This is a genomic window from Halobacteriovorax sp. RT-2-3 (assembly GCF_047085075.1).
Lineage (GTDB): Bacteria > Bdellovibrionota > Bacteriovoracia > Bacteriovoracales > Bacteriovoracaceae > Halobacteriovorax_A.
On sequence record NZ_JBKIYF010000003.1, the window covers coordinates 344,510 to 362,211 of the forward strand.

General features: G+C 36.8%; 16 protein-coding genes. 6 read left to right on the forward strand and 10 right to left on the reverse strand.

What is annotated here, in order from left to right; all coding sequences use genetic code 11:
• Positions 1-70: 70 nt before the first annotated feature.
• The 3 genes from ACMAYX_RS12110 to ACMAYX_RS12120 are packed head-to-tail and all read left to right on the forward strand — an operon-like array spanning position 71 to position 3,385.
• Positions 71-1,057 (forward strand): NAD(P)H-dependent flavin oxidoreductase, encoded by a 987-nt coding sequence (locus tag ACMAYX_RS12110; protein ID WP_412469970.1) that lies wholly within the window; start codon positions 71-73, stop codon positions 1,055-1,057.
• 2 nt (positions 1,058-1,059) lie between these two features.
• The gene (locus tag ACMAYX_RS12115) at positions 1,060-2,307 is read left to right on the forward strand and encodes an MFS transporter (protein ID WP_412470937.1); all 1,248 of its coding nucleotides are present in this window, start codon (positions 1,060-1,062) and stop codon (positions 2,305-2,307) included.
• Between the two features lie 22 nt (positions 2,308-2,329).
• Positions 2,330-3,385 (forward strand): saccharopine dehydrogenase, encoded by a 1,056-nt coding sequence (locus ACMAYX_RS12120; protein ID WP_103218853.1) that lies wholly within the window; start codon positions 2,330-2,332, stop codon positions 3,383-3,385.
• A gap of 29 nt (positions 3,386-3,414) precedes the next feature.
• Here the strand turns inward: ACMAYX_RS12120 and ACMAYX_RS12125 are convergent, their stop codons facing one another.
• From ACMAYX_RS12125 to ACMAYX_RS12140, 4 genes are read right to left on the reverse strand one after another with little or no spacing between them, the layout of a single operon-like run.
• Positions 3,415-5,448, reverse strand: coding sequence for a M3 family metallopeptidase (locus tag ACMAYX_RS12125; protein ID WP_412471997.1), 2,034 nt, complete (start codon positions 5,446-5,448; stop codon positions 3,415-3,417).
• 31 nt (positions 5,449-5,479) lie between these two features.
• Positions 5,480-6,697: an Npt1/Npt2 family nucleotide transporter gene (locus tag ACMAYX_RS12130; protein WP_412471998.1), complete on the reverse strand. Its 1,218-nt coding sequence runs from the start codon at positions 6,695-6,697 to the stop codon at positions 5,480-5,482.
• Positions 6,697-7,284: a hypothetical protein gene (locus tag ACMAYX_RS12135; protein WP_103218850.1), complete on the reverse strand. Its 588-nt coding sequence runs from the start codon at positions 7,282-7,284 to the stop codon at positions 6,697-6,699. Before ACMAYX_RS12135 ends, ACMAYX_RS12130 begins: the two co-directional genes overlap by 1 nt.
• Complete coding sequence (locus ACMAYX_RS12140; protein WP_103218849.1) at positions 7,250-7,819, reverse strand: metal-dependent transcriptional regulator; 570 nt, start codon at positions 7,817-7,819, stop codon at positions 7,250-7,252. The genes ACMAYX_RS12135 and ACMAYX_RS12140 overlap by 35 nt, the downstream gene beginning before the upstream one ends.
• Positions 7,820-8,057: 238 nt before the next feature.
• On the opposite strand from ACMAYX_RS12140, the gene ACMAYX_RS12145 reads away from it, so the two are divergent.
• Both ACMAYX_RS12145 and ACMAYX_RS12150 read left to right on the forward strand, forming a co-directional pair.
• On the forward strand, positions 8,058-9,803 hold the full coding sequence (locus ACMAYX_RS12145; RefSeq protein ID WP_103218848.1) for a hypothetical protein: 1,746 nt from the start codon (positions 8,058-8,060) through the stop codon (positions 9,801-9,803).
• 16 nt (positions 9,804-9,819) lie between these two features.
• Positions 9,820-10,206 carry a thiol-disulfide oxidoreductase DCC family protein gene (locus tag ACMAYX_RS12150; protein WP_103218847.1) on the forward strand — a complete coding sequence of 129 codons (387 nt, stop codon included), beginning with the start codon at positions 9,820-9,822 and terminating at the stop codon, positions 10,204-10,206.
• Positions 10,207-10,218: 12 nt separating this feature from the next.
• Here the strand turns inward: ACMAYX_RS12150 and ACMAYX_RS12155 are convergent, their stop codons facing one another.
• Genes ACMAYX_RS12155 through ahcY form a run of 3 tightly spaced genes read right to left on the reverse strand, consistent with a single transcriptional unit; the run spans position 10,219 to position 12,695 of the window.
• Entirely contained in the window at positions 10,219-10,899 is a 681-nt protein-coding gene (locus ACMAYX_RS12155) for a hypothetical protein (RefSeq protein ID WP_146037901.1), read from the reverse strand.
• Positions 10,900-10,903: 4 nt separating this feature from the next.
• Positions 10,904-11,344 (reverse strand): ribose 5-phosphate isomerase B, encoded by a 441-nt coding sequence (rpiB, locus tag ACMAYX_RS12160; protein ID WP_412469976.1) that lies wholly within the window; start codon positions 11,342-11,344, stop codon positions 10,904-10,906.
• 55 nt (positions 11,345-11,399) lie between these two features.
• Entirely contained in the window at positions 11,400-12,695 is a 1,296-nt protein-coding gene (gene ahcY, locus ACMAYX_RS12165; protein ID WP_103218844.1) for an adenosylhomocysteinase, read from the reverse strand.
• Between the two features lie 183 nt (positions 12,696-12,878).
• On the opposite strand from ahcY, the gene ACMAYX_RS12170 reads away from it, so the two are divergent.
• Entirely contained in the window at positions 12,879-14,114 is a 1,236-nt protein-coding gene (locus ACMAYX_RS12170) for a THUMP domain-containing class I SAM-dependent RNA methyltransferase (RefSeq protein ID WP_103218843.1), read from the forward strand.
• Between the two features lie 2 nt (positions 14,115-14,116).
• Here ACMAYX_RS12170 and ACMAYX_RS12175 read toward each other — a convergent pair whose 3' ends face one another.
• The 3 genes from ACMAYX_RS12175 to ACMAYX_RS12185 form a co-directional block, all read right to left on the reverse strand.
• Complete coding sequence (locus ACMAYX_RS12175; protein ID WP_146037900.1) at positions 14,117-14,920, reverse strand: hypothetical protein; 804 nt, start codon at positions 14,918-14,920, stop codon at positions 14,117-14,119.
• Between the two features lie 39 nt (positions 14,921-14,959).
• Positions 14,960-16,684 carry an acyl-CoA dehydrogenase gene (locus ACMAYX_RS12180; RefSeq protein ID WP_412470938.1) on the reverse strand — a complete coding sequence of 575 codons (1,725 nt, stop codon included), beginning with the start codon at positions 16,682-16,684 and terminating at the stop codon, positions 14,960-14,962.
• 165 nt (positions 16,685-16,849) lie between these two features.
• Positions 16,850-17,572, reverse strand: a complete 723-nt coding sequence (locus ACMAYX_RS12185) for a hypothetical protein (RefSeq protein ID WP_412471999.1) — start codon at positions 17,570-17,572, stop codon at positions 16,850-16,852.
• Between the last annotated feature and the right edge of the window lie 130 nt (positions 17,573-17,702).

Below are 17,702 nucleotides of genomic sequence, written 5' to 3' on the forward strand. Positions count from 1 at the left end.
TTAGGTGTTAAATACAAAAAAATGCATTATAATTGAGCTATAAAAATATATACAGAAAAATGGATTGCATATGATGAAAACATGGCTAACAGAAACTTTTAATATCAAATACCCAATTATTATGGCCCCAATGTTCCTTGTAACTAGTATCGATATGCTGGTTGAGGCTTCTAAGGCAGGTATTATGGGTTGTATCCCTGCTCTTAACTGGCGTACTCCAGAAGAGTTTGAAGAAGGACTAAAAGAATTAAAAGAAAGATGTGAAGGTCCTTTTGGAATCAATATCATTGTAAATCAGTCAAACATCCATATGCACAAGCAAATTGAGCTTTGCGCGAAGTATGCTCCAGACTTCATTATCACATCACTTGGAAATCCAAAAGAAGTTATCGAAAAGTGTCGTCCACAAGGAACTAAGATAATTTGTGATGTCGTTGATCTTAAATATGCACAAAAAGTTCAAGACCAAGGAGCTGATGCAGTAATTGCAGTAAACTCTGGTGCCGGGGGACACGCGGGACCAACACCAGCAAGTATTCTCGTTCCACTACTTAAAAAGAACTTAAATATACCAGTTATTTCAGCTGGAGGTATTGCAACAGGATCGGGCCTCTTTAGTATTATGGCCCTAGGATGCGAAGGGGTTTCAATTGGTTCTCCATTCATTGCGACGAAAGAATCAATCGTATCTGATGCTTATAAAGAAGCAGTCGTTCAATATGGTGCTAAAGATATTGTCATGTCGAATAAAATTTCAGGGACGCCTTGTACAGTTATCAACACTCCTTACGTGCAAAAGATTGGAACTGAACAAAATGTTATTGAAAAGGCCATGAGCAAAAATAAGAAGCTTAAAAAGTATGCGAAAATGCTTACTGGTTACAAAGGAATGAAAGCTGTTGAGAATGCAGCTTTTGGTGCCACATACAAAACAGTTTGGGTTGCCGGACCTTCAATTGAGTTCATTACAAAGATTGAAACTGTTAAAGAAATTGTTGACCGAATTGTTTCTGAATTTGAAACATCTGTTGACGAATTTTTAGCTAAAAGATCCTAATTATGTTCAAGCTTCCTAAGGTTTTACGCTATCAAAATTTTAGAAGGCTTTATATTGCAGGACTAACATCCGAGCTAGGCTCGTTTGTGTCAGAGACTGCACTAATGCTTTTAGTATTTGAATTATCAAATCATAACAAAAGTTATCTTGGTGCAGCTCGAGCAGTATTTCTCTTCTTTTTAACAATCGGAAATTTAATTGGTGGTGTTATTGGAGAAAAATACAATCGAAAGAATGTTCTCCTTTTCACAAATTACATTAGAATTCCAATAATTTTTACGATCATCTTCGCTAAGACTCCAGAAGTTGTCATCCTTTGCGATGGCCTCATAGCTCTCTTCACTGGAATGTATAATCCAACAAGACAAGCTATGGTTAACGACATTGTCCCTCAAAAAGACATGAATCGAGCGAATGCCCTATTCGGTTCTGCCTTTGCAGTACTTCACATGATTGGTCCATTTCTTGGTGCCACTATGTTTACGGCCTTTGGCGGAATCAAGGAAGTTATTGCTCTAGATTTCCTAACATATATTGTTGGTATTTATTTTATTATGAGCCTTACCTATAACCCTCCAAGACAGGAAGGAAATAGTGAAAACTTTCTCTCTGAAATAAAAAATGGAATTAGATATGCCAGAACGCAAAAGGAACTTTTTGCTGTCATTTCAAATGTCATCATCGAAGGACTTGTTCTTGGATTTATGTTTCCACTTATACTACCTTACCTAACGGAAACACTTGGAGCTACGAAGCAAGACTATGGGATAGGGCTTGCTCTCTTTGGTCTAGGTGGACTATTTGGGGGATGGGCAAGCTCGACTATTCTTAAAGAGAAACCAGTTGGAAAGATTATTATTGCGGCTCTATACATTGAACCACTTCTCATGGCGCTTTGGTTATATGCTGCTTCATATACAGCAACACTGGTAATTTTCTTTGTTTGGGGATTTGTTGTCTTTGTACGTATTACAAATCAACTAAATTATGTTTCATTAAAAGTAGAAACAAAATATCTTGCAAGAATTTTTGCCTTACTAGATTTAGGCTTTGTTGTTCCAAATATTTTAGGAGGGATTATCCTAACATTTATTGGAAATCAATTTGCAACTGAAGAGATTTTAATCGTCGTTTGTATCGCTTTCTGTGCTCTCATTTTTCCTCGAATGCTATTTTCTGATATGAAAGCACTATTTAACTTAAATAACGAAACTGTCGATAGGGATACATCAATACAAGATCAAATCTAATTTAAAGACAAGGTTATATAGTATGACAACAATATGGTTAAGAGATGAGGATAAAGCATTTGAAAAAAGAACTCCTCTAACACCAGAGAATGCAAAGAAGCTGATCGATGCCGGCTATAAAGTTATCGTTGAGAAATCACAGGATAGAATCTTTCCAATAGAAGAATATGAAAAGCTAGGTTGTGAAATTAAAGAAAGTCACGCATGGATAACAGATGCTCCAATAAGCGATGACGTCTTTATTCTAGGTTTAAAAGAATTGAAAGAAACGGATGAGTTTCCCCTAAAGCACAATCATATCTACTTTGCCCATATCTATAAAGGTCAGCATGGAGCTGAGCAAGTTTTTGATCGCTACAGTAAAGGCGGTGGAACATTATTTGATCTTGAATTCTTGCTTAATGAAGACAATAGACGTGTTGCGGCTTTCGGTTACTGGGCCGGATATGTAGGAGCAGCACTTAGTGTTGAAAACTTTTTTTCAGACTCACCTGCACCCTTAAAACACTATTCCTCTAAAGAAGAGTGGCTTAAAATTATTAACAATAAAAGACAGGGTAAGCGCAACCCTTGTACTTTTATTATTGGCGCCCAAGGGCGTTGTGGAAGCGGAGCAAGAGAGCTACTTTCAGATCTTGAACTAGAGTCAATTAATTGGGACGTAGAAGAAACTAAAGTTGGTGGACCATTTGATGAAATCATTAACGCTGATATTTTCATCAACACAGTTCTTATGACAAAGAAGATTGCTCCTTTTCTTGATAAAGCGATTATGGAGAGGAATGAGAAGCTTTCACTTATTTGTGATGTTAGTTGTGATCCAAATAGTGATCTAAATCCAATCCCAGTTTATAATGTCCATACAACTTGGGATAAACCACTTCACCGTATAGAAAGTTCTATTGATCACGAGTGTAATATTATTGCAATAGATAACCTTCCTTCGGCCTTACCTAAAGAGAGTTCAATTGATTATTCAGATCAATTGATTCCTCACCTCTTAGAGCTTAAGAATGCGAAGGATTACTATACTTGGTATCATGCTAAAGAAATTTTCGAAAATAAAAAAGGCTCCTAAAAAGGAGCCTTTGCTTTATTCGTTAAGGGCTAGATAAGACCACCACGTCTAAGTAGTGCATCAACCTCTGGCTCACGTCCACGGAATCTCTTATAAAGATCCATTGGGTGCTCTGAACCACCTTTTTCAAGGATATTTTCTCTAAAGCGATCAGCAATCGTTGTGTTAAAGATTCCTTCTTCAAGGAATAATTCAAACGCATCTGCATCAAGAACTTCTGCCCATTTGTACGAGTAGTAACCTGCAGAATATCCACCAGCAAAGATGTGCCCAAATGATGTTGAAGTCATCACACCTGGTACTCTTGGAAGAAGATCAACATCTTGAGTTGCAAGTTTTTCAAATTCCTCAACACTTGTAATCGTTGATGGATCACCTGAGTGCCATGCCATATCAAGTAGTCCAAGGCTTAATTGACGAACAGTGTGACGTCCTTCTCCAAAGTTTGAACTATCTTTTAGTTTTTGTACTAATTCTGCTGGAATTAACTCTCCAGTTTCATAGTGCTTAGCAAATAGATCAAGACATTCTTTTTCAAATGCCCAGTTTTCCATAATTTGAGATGGAAGCTCAACGAAGTCCCAGAATACGTTTGGACCAGAAAGCATACGGTACTGACACTTAGTTAGAATACCGTGAAGTGCGTGACCAAATTCGTGGAATAGAGTTGTTACTTCATTAAATGTTAGAAGTGATGGCTTCGTTGTTGTTGGCTTTGTAAAGTTACATACGTTTGCAATATGTGGACGTACATCTTCTCCATTTTGAACATATTGTTCTCTAAAGGCTGTCATCCATGCTCCACCACGCTTTGAAGCACGTGGGAAGTAGTCACCATAAAATAGAGAAATGAAGTTTCCATCACGATCAGTGATTTCATAAGTCATTACATCTTGGTGATACTTTGGAATATTAGAAACTTCTTTAAAGTTAAGTCCATAAAGTTTTGTTGCAACTTCAAAAACACCATTTAAAACATTTTCTAATTTAAAGTATGGCTTAAGCATTTCATCATCAATACTATATCTTTCTTTCTTAAGCTTCTCGTAATAATACATATAGTCCCAAGAAGCGAAATCTTCGATACCATCTTGTTCTTTTGCATAAGCTTTAATTTCATCCATATGCTCAATCGCTGCAGGCATTGCTTTATCTTTAAGCTGATTTAGAAGATCAAAAACGTTTTGTGCACTCATGGCCATACGCTCTTCAAGAATATAATCGGCGTGGCTTTTGTATCCAAGAATTCCAGCTCTTTCATAACGAAGCTGTGCAATTCTTTTTACATTTTCTTGGTTATCAAGCTCGTCACCCTTGGCACATTTTGTACCAGAAGCAATTGTCATTTTCTTACGTAGCTCACGATTTTCTGAGTAAGTAATGAAGGGACCAAAGCTTGGGTAATCAAGAGTAAATACCCATTTACCCTCATGACCTTTTTCAGTTGCTGTCATCGCAGCAGCTTCAATAAGTCCTTCAGGAAGACCAGCAAGATCTTCTTTATTATCAAGTATCATTTCAAACTTATTAGTTTCTTTTAAAAGGTTATCTGAGAACTCAAGTCCTAGTTTTGAAAGTTCTTCATCGATCTTTCTAACTTTGTTCTTATCTTCTTCACTTAATAAAGCACCGTTTCTAACGAAGCCCTTATAAATCTTTGAAAGAAGTGTCACTTGCTCAGCATTTAAGTCTTCATTTTCTTTGTTATCGAAAACAACTTTTACTTTTGCGAATAGATCAGCGTCAAGATTAACGTCATTTCCGTGAGCTGTTAAAAGAGGAGAGAATTCTTTTGCAATTTCATTCATCTCATCATCTGTGTTTGCAGACTTTAGGTTAAAGAAGATCATTGAAATATCTTCAATTGCACTCCCTGAATTTGCATACGGCTCAATGATATTTGCAAATGTAAGTTCTCCATCAAAGCTTTTAATCGCTTCGATTTCTTCTTTGTGCATTTTAATTGCTTCGCGAATTGCCGGCATGTAATGCTCATTCTTGATTGTATCAAATGGTCTTGCACCATGTGGATTTGTGAATTTTTCTAATAATGGATTAGACATATAAACTCCTAAATGAATTTTATTAAAGACATTACTCTGAACGAAACTTAATGGCCATAAAAGCCGCTAGAACTAGCCAAAGTAACACTGATATTATTAGCATATTTTGGGTAAAAGCCAAACTCGTAAACACTAAGAGTAGAGCTGAAATACCCATTTTTGACGCACGATACACAACCATATCCACGATATACTTGGCCCCGTACTTTTGTTCTTTACTCAAAGGGAAGTAAAGCATCTCCTTGGCGGCCGAAAAGATTGAATAATCAAGTCCTTTAAAGCCTACAAATAATATTGCTGTCCCCAGTAAACCCAAGTACTCCAATCGATCAAGTAAGATTAATACAAGATAAACAAATGGTATGAAAATATGTACAGTAGAAACTTTAAAGTATTTAAAAGCGATTGGAATAAAAACAATTTGGACAATTAAGGATATCGCATTAATCGATGAATATATATTTCCAAGATATGCACCTTTTTCGTTAGCATCCTTAAATATCTCTAGACCTAGATTGAACTTATAATTTGCAAGATTAATCACCACTTGAGAAAGAATAATTAGGCCACAAATGAAGAACACATAGAGCTTCTTATCGGCAAGTGATGTTATTGGAGACTTTTCTTTAAGTGCTAAATATTGTTTTTGTGTAAGACTAAATATAACAATAACTAAAGACAAAACCAATAAACCACTTGAAGCCGCATAATAAACCCCCACGCCCTTCATAAGTTTAGTAGTGAGTAGCCCTCCTAAAATTCCCCCTAAGGAGCCGAGAGCACCAAGTGGCCCATAGACAAGTTTGGCAACTTTGACGTCAATGACAGAATTTAAATAACCAAGTGATAAATGAACGACAAGAATAATATAGACTTCTTTCCAAACAGCGAAAACACCACTTCCAATATGATGACCACTACCATGAACAATTAAGGCTCCTCCCATTAGAACGAGTGAGACTGCCACAATAGAATTAAAAATTTTTGCTATTGAAAAATGCTTTTGAAGTTCATTAATGATACTGACACTAAATCCTAAGAACAACACAGAAGACAGCCAAATCCAAGGCGTACTCTTTGCTCCATAGCTTTGAATAAATAAAGCTGTTGAGCTAGAGCGAATCATTGGATATGAAAAAAACGCTATAAATAAAGTGAATGTTACTAAGAGAATATTTTTCTTCTCAGATGTTGAAAGACCAAAAAGACCCGCATTTATCTCTTTAACGGCCGTTATAATATTTTTCATTATTCAATCACCATAAGAGAATATTCTTTATTCTCAAGCTTTGTAAGTGAAGTTAAATCAACCCACTTACCCAAATTAAAAGTAAGTGAAGTTAGTTGATCTTTATTAGATTTACTTCTTAGATCAAGAAGGTACACACTACCTTTTTTTGAACAAGTAGCGTAATAGTGCTCACCACCAAAATCAATTTCAAAGCGATTCCCTTCGGAACTGATAATATCAGAAATTTGCTCATTAACTTTATCCTTAAGTTTTGTGACCTCTTTCAATCGAAATTTGCACATATCTTGGGTGTATAGGGATAAAGAGCTTTTCTCTAGCTGCTTAGGAAAATACTTATTCACAAGCTTACGAAATAATTCCTGACGGTAAGATTTAACTTCAAGATTTAAGCAATTCTTATGAGAATCAATTTTTATCTTTTCACCATCAATCACATATTTCATAAGATCCATACGAATCGTATGAATTGGTCGACTTCTGTTAAAGCAGTATTCAGTGGCGGATGCTGAAGATAGTTCTAAAATAAAAAGAACTAAAAGAACAAAGAATTTATGCGTCTTTTTCTTCTTGTAAGTACGTATCACCCTTTTGACCTTCCATGAATTCTTCAGCCGTCTTGTAGTCACAAAGACTTAAAGTTGTCTGAAAATTAAACCCTTTAGGAAGTTTACCACTTTTTGCAAGATCGTCACATGAGCAAGAAAGTGTCTTCATGAATTCAAAGAATTTTGTACTAGTTTCCTCACTTAAAAGGTGTTCGATCATGCATGAATCTTTTTCTGCAATCTCTTCTGAAACACCAACAAAGTCTTTAAGGAAATAATAAAGAAGTGTACGAGAAGTTAAAGTCTTGTGAACTTCATCGTGTCCGTTATCTGTTAAAAGAAGAAACTTTGTATCATCTTCTTCTTTTACAAGATTACGTTTTTTAAGATTATTAAGAGCTGTAGAAACAGAACCCTTTGTTAAACCTAAATCTTTGGCAATATCAGTAACTCGAGCATAACCTTTTTCTTCTTTTAGCTTATGAATTGCTAAAAGGTAGTGAACCATAGAGTGAGATAGCTCAGCTTCACGTGGTTTTTTGTCAGTTGTAGTATCTTTTGATGTATTGGCCATGATATTTCTCACTAATTAGGTTATGCCTTTAATCTAGCAATTTCAGGTATTTTTGGCAACCAAAGCTCAATCGAAGATGCCCCAAATAATGTGCATCACTTTTCTCACATTCCCAACTAAGGCAAGCACGTAACCTACTGATTTCACATATTTTTTCATGAGGCATATATTACAGACCTCCCGACTATCACCACAGCGTGTTAAAATCATAAAGAATCTAAATAATTGGGGTTAGCTAATGTTGAGGCCAAAATCAAAAATATTCACAACTCTCGTGGTGCTATTATTAGTAACGTGTTCATTTACGTCATATGGACAAGATTCTAATTACGAAGCGCCATCTGAAGCTGATGTAGCAGCTGGGAATGTCACGGACAGAGAAAAGTATACAATGGATAATTACACTCATGCAGGCTATCAGCAAAGAGAAGCCGACGAGAAGTGGGCCGAAGAATGTGGTAGCTCTCAAGAGTGTGAAAATATAAGAAAGGGTGGCGATGCAACTGACGGTGAGAAATTCATGGGAATGTCACCATCAATGTTTAAGGCCGTAGGTCAAGCCTACTCGATTATTATGCCGGCCATGTCACAAGCTGGTGGTGGCGGAAAATTTAACGAAATAGATGTTGTCACAAAGAAGGATGTTGCCTCTAAATATAAAGAGAAAGGAATCTCATTCAACGAAAATGGCAAGGCCGAAGCAATGGCCGACTCCAAAGCATCACCAGATGATGTAAAAGCTGCACAATCAGAACATGACAAAGCGAGAGAAGAAGAAGGTACTGATTACTGCCAATATATTCCTATGGGGGCTGAAGTTATTGCACGAGTTACTCAACAAAAGAGTGATGAGTTTGCACTAGCAACAGAGCCAGATGTTGAGAATGCTCAAAGCCAGGCCCTTTATAAACAGGCACGCTCTCACCGCGATCGTCAAAAGTCTGTTGATATTCAAAGAAAAGGATGGGGAGCGACGACAGTATGCTATGTTACCTCAATGGCCACAATGGGTGGATTCACAAGTGGTTGGAGTAACTGGGTTAAGCTTGGAGCTTCGACACTTATGACTAGTTACTATATGTGGGAACACAAAATGCACGGCGATGCTGCTGATAAATTAAATAATGTAGCTAATAAACTAAGTGGTAAAGGAAAGTGTAACCCTGTTTCAGATCGTGACTGTTACTGTAGTCAACCAGAGACAATGAATGACGTTAAGTACTGTTATCCGCAAATTAGACAAAGAACTGCTCAAAATAATAACTGGCAAGTTACTTGTGTTGATAACAATGTAAAAGAAGACCTGAACTGTACTTGTCGCCAAACAAATACATGTCTCGATTCTAGAATTTCTGCAAAGATCAATGGAATGCACATTCCAGGTGGCCTAGGAACTAGTCTTGATGATTTCTACAAAATGACAAATGGTATTTCGACTCCAGGAGATAGTTCAAACAACTTTAATGCTACTGCTGGAAAGATCTTTGCTATCGCTAATGACAAGCTTAAAGATGGACTTAGCAAGGTTACTCTTCCAGATAGCTACAAGAAAAAAGACCCGAAGATTGCTGAAGGACTTAGACAACTTGGTTTTGACGGAGCTGTAGCAAATGCGATGTCAGCAACACCAGAAACTAACGAAAGTAAGTCGGCAGAGGCAAAACTTAAATCTCGTGCTTCGGGACTAAGAGGAAAAGTAGGCAAGTATACTGCTTCTTATAAACCAAAAGATAATGGCCTTTACTTTAGAGGCGGAAGCGGTCTCGATAATAAAAAGAAGAAAAAGAAGACTGCGACTAATCCATATGCTCACCTACTTAAGAAGAAAGTGAAAGACAATGCTAATACAAGTGCAGAGATTTTAGATTTCTCTCAAAGAGCACAAAAAAATGCAGGTATCACTAAAGATAAATCTAGTAATATTTTTGAGATCATATCAAGAAGATATCGTTACTCAGCAACTAAGAAATTAGGAGCACAATAAATAAAAGGTTGTTTTCATGGAAGAAAATTATAAATTACCACTTCTCATTTTCGATGATGAATGCCCACTATGTGTTAGGTTCAAGGACTCCCTTGCTCGCTTAGAAGACGCAAAATCAGTTAACTTTGTCAGTGTAAACGATGATAAACTTTATCAAGTACACCCTCAACTCAACAAAGAAGAGTGCCAAGAAGTAGTCCACTATATAACAAGTGATAGTAAGATTCTAAAAGGTGATGAAGTGATCACTCACCTAGCCAAACTCTATCCTCTTGTTAATAAATTTAGCTGGCTAATCGAAAGCAATATGGGACAAAAGGCAACAAGCTACTTTCACAAGACAACAAATGCATATAGAAGAATGCTTAAAAGAAAATGTCCAAGTTGCGTAAAGCACGCTTAGCTAATAGAAAGACTAGCGAACTAAACTTCGACGAGAAAACATACTGCGGTTAAATGGCTCTAATGTTAGGGCCGTTAAAACCCAAGTCAAACAAAACTCAGCAAATTGCACCTTATTCTCGCTTGGAATATAAAGTGTAATCACTAATAGAATCATAAAACTTAAAATATGTGTGGCCTTCGGTACCGGTAGAGCAAATTTATCGATAAATTGCTTGGCCTTCTCAACTTTACAATATGAAAAAGGAACAGCAAAAAGATAGATAAACAGGATTACTCTTAACGATAAGTTCCAAGACTCATGTGAAACTCCACGGGCAATAAGCCAATTTTGAAAGTTAGTTTCAAGAAGGACACTATTAATATCTCTAAACATCTCAGGTGAGTGCCAACCAAAAACACGTTGCCCCCAACTAACCTCTTCTAGTGCACAGATCACATAGAAGACACCTTGAGTACTTAACATAATAAGAAATTTACGATCTCTAAACTTTGCTAGAACTTTTCTGCGATAGAAGTAGCCAAATGAAATGAGACAAAGCCCTACGAAAGTAAACCACTCGAGTAGTCCATTTTGAGCACTTAGTACTTTATCAAAATAAGCTAAATCAGTTCTTGATATATATAAGCTATAAATACCAACAACTAAGATAACAAAGAATGAGATATATTCAGTCCATTTAACTTTAAACATAAGATTAATTTTCACCGAGGTCAGTGAACATGTCAATGCGGGTTTGATGTCTGCCGCCTTCAAACTCAGTCGCAAGCCATACTTTTGTCATGGCCAGAACTTCTTCACTTGATGAAATACGGCCACCAAAACAAATCACATTTGCATTATTATGCTCACGTGAAAGCCTAGCTAAATCGACACTGTGACAAAGGGCCGCTCGAATTCCTTTAAATTTATTAGCAACCATGCAAACACCAATACCAGATCCACAAAGAAGAATTCCTCTTCCCTCTTTCTGAACTGCTTTTGCCAAAGCAATAGCATATTCTGGATAGTGGCATGAGTCAGTTGAGTGAGTCCCTAGGTCCTCGACCTCATAACCTTCATCGATTAAGAATTTCTTAATTGCTTCCTTTTGTTCGAAAGCACCATGATCAGTAGCTAGAAAAATCTTTTTGCTCATAGTTTTACCTTAAATAAGAAAGCCTCCTTTCGGAGGCTTCATATATAGAAGTTGCTTAGTATCTGTAGTGTTCTGGCTTATATGGACCTTGAACTGGGATGTCTAGGTACTCAGCTTGCTCAGCAGTTAATGTATCGATTTCAACATTAATTCTTTCAAGGTGAAGCATAGCAACTTTTTCATCCAGGTGCTTTGGTAGCATATAAACTTTGTTCTCATACTTACCAGCATTGTCCCAAAGTTCCATTTGAGCAATTACTTGGTTACAGAAAGAGTTAGACATTACGAATGATGGGTGACCAGTAGCACATCCAAGGTTAACTAGACGACCTTGAGCAAGAAGGATAATTCTTCTTCCATCTTTTGAAGTATACATATCTACCTGTGGCTTGATGTTATCTTCTTCGTAGTTATTGTGTAGGTGAGAAATTTCGATTTCTGAATCGAAGTGACCAATGTTACATACGATTGCACCGTCTCTCATCTTATCAAGGTGTGAAGCATTGATAACTTTTAGACAACCAGTAGTTGTAACGAAGATATCACCTTCAGAAGCTGCTTTATCCATTTTCATTACTTCGAAACCTTCCATTGCTGCTTGAAGAGCACAGATTGGATCGATTTCAGTAACGATAACTCTTGCTCCTAGACCTTTGAAAGACTGAGCAGAACCCTTACCAACATCACCGTAACCAACAACAACACAAGTTTTACCTGCGATCATTACGTCAGTTGCACGCTTGATACCGTCTACTAGAGACTCTCTACATCCGTAAAGGTTATCAAATTTAGACTTTGTTACAGAGTCATTGATGTTGATTGCTGGCATCTTAAGAGTACCTTTTCTAACTCTTTCATATAGTCTGTGAACACCAGTAGTTGTTTCTTCAGAAAGACCTTTGATTCCTTCGATTAATTCAGGATATTTGTCGTGAACCATATTTGTAAGGTCACCACCATCATCAAGGATCATGTTAAGAGCTGATCCATCTGCCCACTTAAGAGTTTGCTCGATACACCAGTCGAATTCCTCTTCGTTCATACCTTTCCAAGCAAAAACAGGAATTCCAGCAGCAGCGATTGCAGCAGCAGCTTGATCTTGAGTTGAATAAATATTACATGAAGACCATCTTACTTCAGCACCTAGCTCAACTAGAGTCTCAATAAGTACAGCTGTTTGAATAGTCATGTGAAGACAACCAGCGATTTTTGCACCTTTAAGTGGCTTTGCCGCTCCAAACTCTTTTCTTAGAGACATTAGTCCCGGCATTTCAGTTTCAGCGATCTTAATTTCTTTTCTTCCCCAGTCAGCTAGAGAGATGTCTGCTACTTTGTAATCTGTAAAGCTCATGTTTCCTCACTTTATGTATGAATAAATCTTTATATATTTATGTTCGAAACTATATCAGCATATGCTCCAAGTTTGAACCCTATACAAAGGAAATTAGCCTATTTTATTGAGGAAAATGAACGAATTTTTACCAACTTAAGCCTTTTTCTTTGACACATACCTAAATAAATCATAAATCGAGTCATGGAAAAATATCAGAAGTCGAACAAAGTCATTAATGACAAGAGTTTTTATTTTGCCTCTTGCCCAAGAGGTTGCGAACAATATCTAGTAAATGAGCTACGTGCTAACGGTATCGAGGCCAAGGCCGGCCGTGGTGGAGCTTCATTTAAGGCAAGAAATAAGGCCACAGTTGAATATATCTTCAACGCTAGAATTGCTTCTCGTGTCTTTAAAGAAGTTGGCTTCTTTTATATTCGCGACGAAAAACAAATCTATAAAAGAGCAAGTGAGCTTCCATGGGAAGACTATATTACTCCAGAGCAAACTTTTAAAATCAACACTCTTCTAGATGGTGAGAGTAAGGAGCTTTTTAGAAGTTCTATCTTCCTTTCACAAACTCTAAAAGATTCTCTTGTTGATTATATGAGAGATAAATTTAATAAGCGTCCAAATGTAGAGACAAATGAACCTAACGTTAGCTTTCTTCAACGTGTTGAAAAGGTTAAAGAAGGCTGTAAGGTAATTGTTTACGCTGACATGGTTGGAACTTCTCTTGATAAGCGTGGCTATCGTGAAAGCGGACACCGTGCACCACTACGTGAAAACTTAGCGGCCTCTCTTATTGCAGAAACAAAATGGGACTGCCAAGGTCCATTCTATGATCCAATGGCAGGTTCAGGAACAATTTTAATTGAAGCAATTTTCTACTTCTTGAAATTATCGCCAGCATTTTTAAGACTTAAACAAAATACGACTCCGTATTCTTTTACAGGTCAGCCGTGGTTTCATGATTCGAATCTAGTTGATTGGTACTTTGATAAAGTTCACGAGATCATGAAAGATTCACAGGAAAGAATAGATTCAATTCCAAATGATAAGTTCTATTGCAATGATGCTGATGTTGAAAACTTTAAACTCATGAGAACTCACCTTCTCAACTGTTTTGGCCGTGTTGATTTCGTAAACTTCAACTGCGAAAACTTCATTAATTCACAAGCACCTGCGGGATTTGAAAGAGGATTAATCCTATTTAACCCTCCTTATGGAGAGCGTATTCAAGCGATTGGTGGTCTTGATATTAACGACTTCTATTTCGAGATGGGTGAAACTCTTAAAAATAACTTCAAGGGTTCTACAGCATTTATTCTTACAGCTCACGGGCCACTAAGAAAAAATATTCGTTTAAAAACAAGTAAGAAAACAGAGTTTTTAAATGGCGACATTGAATGCCGCCTTTTAAAATATGAATTACTATAATCTTAGCTTTCTAAGAATTCTGTTAAATTCATCGCAAGCTTAGGTAAAGCGTATTTAAGAAGAGCATTCTTATTTACGACTTTATCTTTATGCTTCGTTGACTTTGAAAAGAAGTAACCACTAATTTCAGAATCTTTTAGAAAAAGAGTATGTCCCTTTCCTGCAAATTTTCTTAAAACATAATCTGAATCGAGAAGACAGATATCTCGAATCATAAAGTTACGAGCTAGATAAATGATAATAACGCTTGCTGAAAGATCACATAGAGACTTTCTAACTTTTACACCTTTTGGAGATGTTTGATCTCCCCAGTGCACAACAACTTCAACTCTCTTATCACCAACGTAGAAATCAAAACCTCGTTGTGATGTCGACTTTTGTTGCATTAGACCGAAGATACATTTTGCGTACCACTCCCCCAACTGAACAGGAAGCTTCTTACCATTAAAAATAATTCGCTCATCGCGAAGAATATCATAAACCTTATTAACTGTTTCAATAGCGTCAAAGATTCTTTTGTTATCCGGTAAGTGAATAATTAGAACCTGCTTAGCATGAGACCTTTTCATCTTTCGAGAAAATTGTTTTTCATACCATTCAGAAAATTCTTTATCACCTACGAGCTCAAGTGAGTCGTAGATAAATCCACGACTAAGTAAGCTTTCCTCATCAAAGCCTTCAACTTTCTTTTTCATGAAACTTAAAGGAGCATACTCTCCTTTCTTTTTCATGATATAAACATTGTCTTTATAGTAGTCTGTACTACCACGAGTCGCCTCATTAAATAGATCGACTCCTTTTTCCATTTCTTGCATCTCTCACATACCCTTGTGCTTAATCTTTAATTAAACATTAATCGAAGTTAAATCTTCCTCGAAGTTTAAAACACTATGTGCGAGTCCAATATTTCTCGTTAATTGGTACTGACAAAAAACTTTAAAATCATCGATTTTAGACTGATAATATTTCTTCTCTTCTTCACCTGTTGCCGTCTTTAATTCATTTTGAGCAATACAAGCATGCTCAAGAAGAAGCCATGAAACGACAAGGTTTCCACAATAACTTAAAAAATCAGTTGCGTGAGCTAGAACTGCGCTTTGATTCTTTGCCGCCATAAACGATCCGAATTTCTTCACAACTTCTTCACTCATCTCCATTGATTTCCCAATCATTGAAACTTCATGAGGGTACGCCTTGGCCTCTTCTCTATTCATTGTCGCTTGAATCTTCTTACCTACATTAAAGAATGTTTCGCCTTTATCCATAAGAATTTTTCTCATAACAAAGTCGATCGCCTGGATACCATTTGTACCTTCATAAATTGTTGCAATCTTTGTATCACGCATAAATTGCTCAATTCCATACTCAGTACAGTATCCGTAACCGCCGTGAACTTGAACACCTTCACTTGCGATATTTACACCCTCATCTGTACAAAATCCCTTACAGATCGGAGTAAATAATGCGATTTCTTTTTCAGCTTCATCATCACCTTTTTCAGCTTTATCAAAAAGGTTTGCTGTATAAAGAGAAAGAGCTCTCAGTCCACGTCCCGTAGATCTCATTTTAAGAAGCATTCTCTTAACATCTGGCATATTGATAATTTCGGTACCAAATTGAGAGCGCTCTCTTGCATATTGCTCAGTAAGCTCAAAGCAAAGATTTGATTGGGCTTCACCTTGAAGGCCACAAAGAAGCCTTGCCTCATTCATCATGATGAACATATTTGTCATTCCATCAAACTCTTTCCCAATCAGTTCTCCAACACACTCACCATCTTGGCCAAATGTTAATTCGCATGTTGCCTGTGCGTGAATCCCCATTTTATGTTCTAGCTTTGTGCACTTAACATTATTTGACTCACCAGTTTCAACGTTAAAGCGTGGAACAATAAAAAGGGAAAGTCCCTTCGTACCTTCTGGAGCACCAGGAGTTCTTGCTAGAACAAGGTGGATGTTATTTTCGTAAAGATCACTTTCTCCAGAAGAGATAAAAATCTTCACACCATTGATTGCGTATTTCCCGTTATCAAGAGGTTTTGCCGTCGTCTTTGCGTTCCCAACATCAGATCCAGCACCAGGCTCAGTAAGACACATTGTGCCTCCCCACTCTCCTGTCATCATCTTTGTCACAAATAGATCTTTCTGTTCTTGAGAACCAACCTTAAGAATTACATTCATGGCACCTTGAGACAGTCCGTAGTACATTGACCACGCAACATTTGAACCAATTGCCATTGAAGTACATGCAACTTTCATTGCGTGAGGAGCTGGCATTCCACCAACCTCTTCAGGATAACCAAGTGCATACCAACCATTCTCATAGAAGGCTTTATTTGCTTGGTGAAAAACTTCTGGAACAATAACTTTTCCATCAACGTGCTTTACGCCAATCTCATCACTAATTTGACGAGTTGGATAAATTTCATTTTCAACGAATTTATCGAATTGAGTTAGGATATCTTTTAATTCAGCTTCACCATATCCAAGCTCGCTTGCTTCGTCTTGAATTTTGCACGCTTTAAATAGATTGAAATTCACATCCATTAAATCTGTACGATACTTTGCCATATAATAGTCCTTTTTTAATACTAAAACAGTTCTATTATAAATGATGTTCAGATTTCATGCACGTGTAGACACAATTTAGCCGGAGTAAATTAGGTTAAATTTAATAAAAACAAAAAAGCACGGTCTTATAACCGTGCCTTTTAGTATGATTTTATTTATTTGGTATTAGTATGCAGTTATTCCTACGTTATTGGCCTGTCTTGAAATTGGTTGTTGAATCAGTGATTGATTCATATCAATTGCATGAAGTACACCATTTACAGCGACAATCCAACGGCGAGTATTAGCACTCTTAACAGTTTGGCATTCTGAATATGAAGTATAACCAAGAGAATAATATTGATTACAATTCATATTATCTGAATATTTATAATATCGACCGTAATTGTCTACTTTATAAAGTCCACCGTTATTATTTGCATTCATTACATATGACGCTAAGTTACTAGCAAGTGAGTTTAGCGAAGAACCAAAGTGTGCATCCTCTGAATATGTATATTGAGTACCGTAGTAATTTACATTTCGGTTAATATTTCCGTTCGAGTCTAACTCTCTAAAGCCAATATCATCGTTATCATAACCACTTGTTGAAGTTGATGACGTACAGATAGTCCCATACCACTTATCTTTACACTCATATGACGAATTATTTGAATTTGCCTTTCTAAAGGGATAAAGACCAGCAGGAGAACTTTGGCCAAAGTTATTATTTGAAATAGCATTAGCTAGCTGCTGAGCAGTAACTAAACTACCTGCGATACCATTAGTATTCCCACCATTAATAGTATTATTGTAATTAGAACTTCCAGACCCACCGTCAGATCCACACCCGACAAGCGAAGCTAGAACAATAACTGAAAGTAATGTGTTCTTAAGGTTAAGTTTCATAGTATTCTCCAAAATTCTCTGTGTTTGCGTGTGTTTAAACTATTTGCCTATATATATACAAGTTGTGTGCCAAGTTTTAAGATGAGATTACAGTCCTTTACAAAGACCTAGTGTTTAAAAAATGAACACG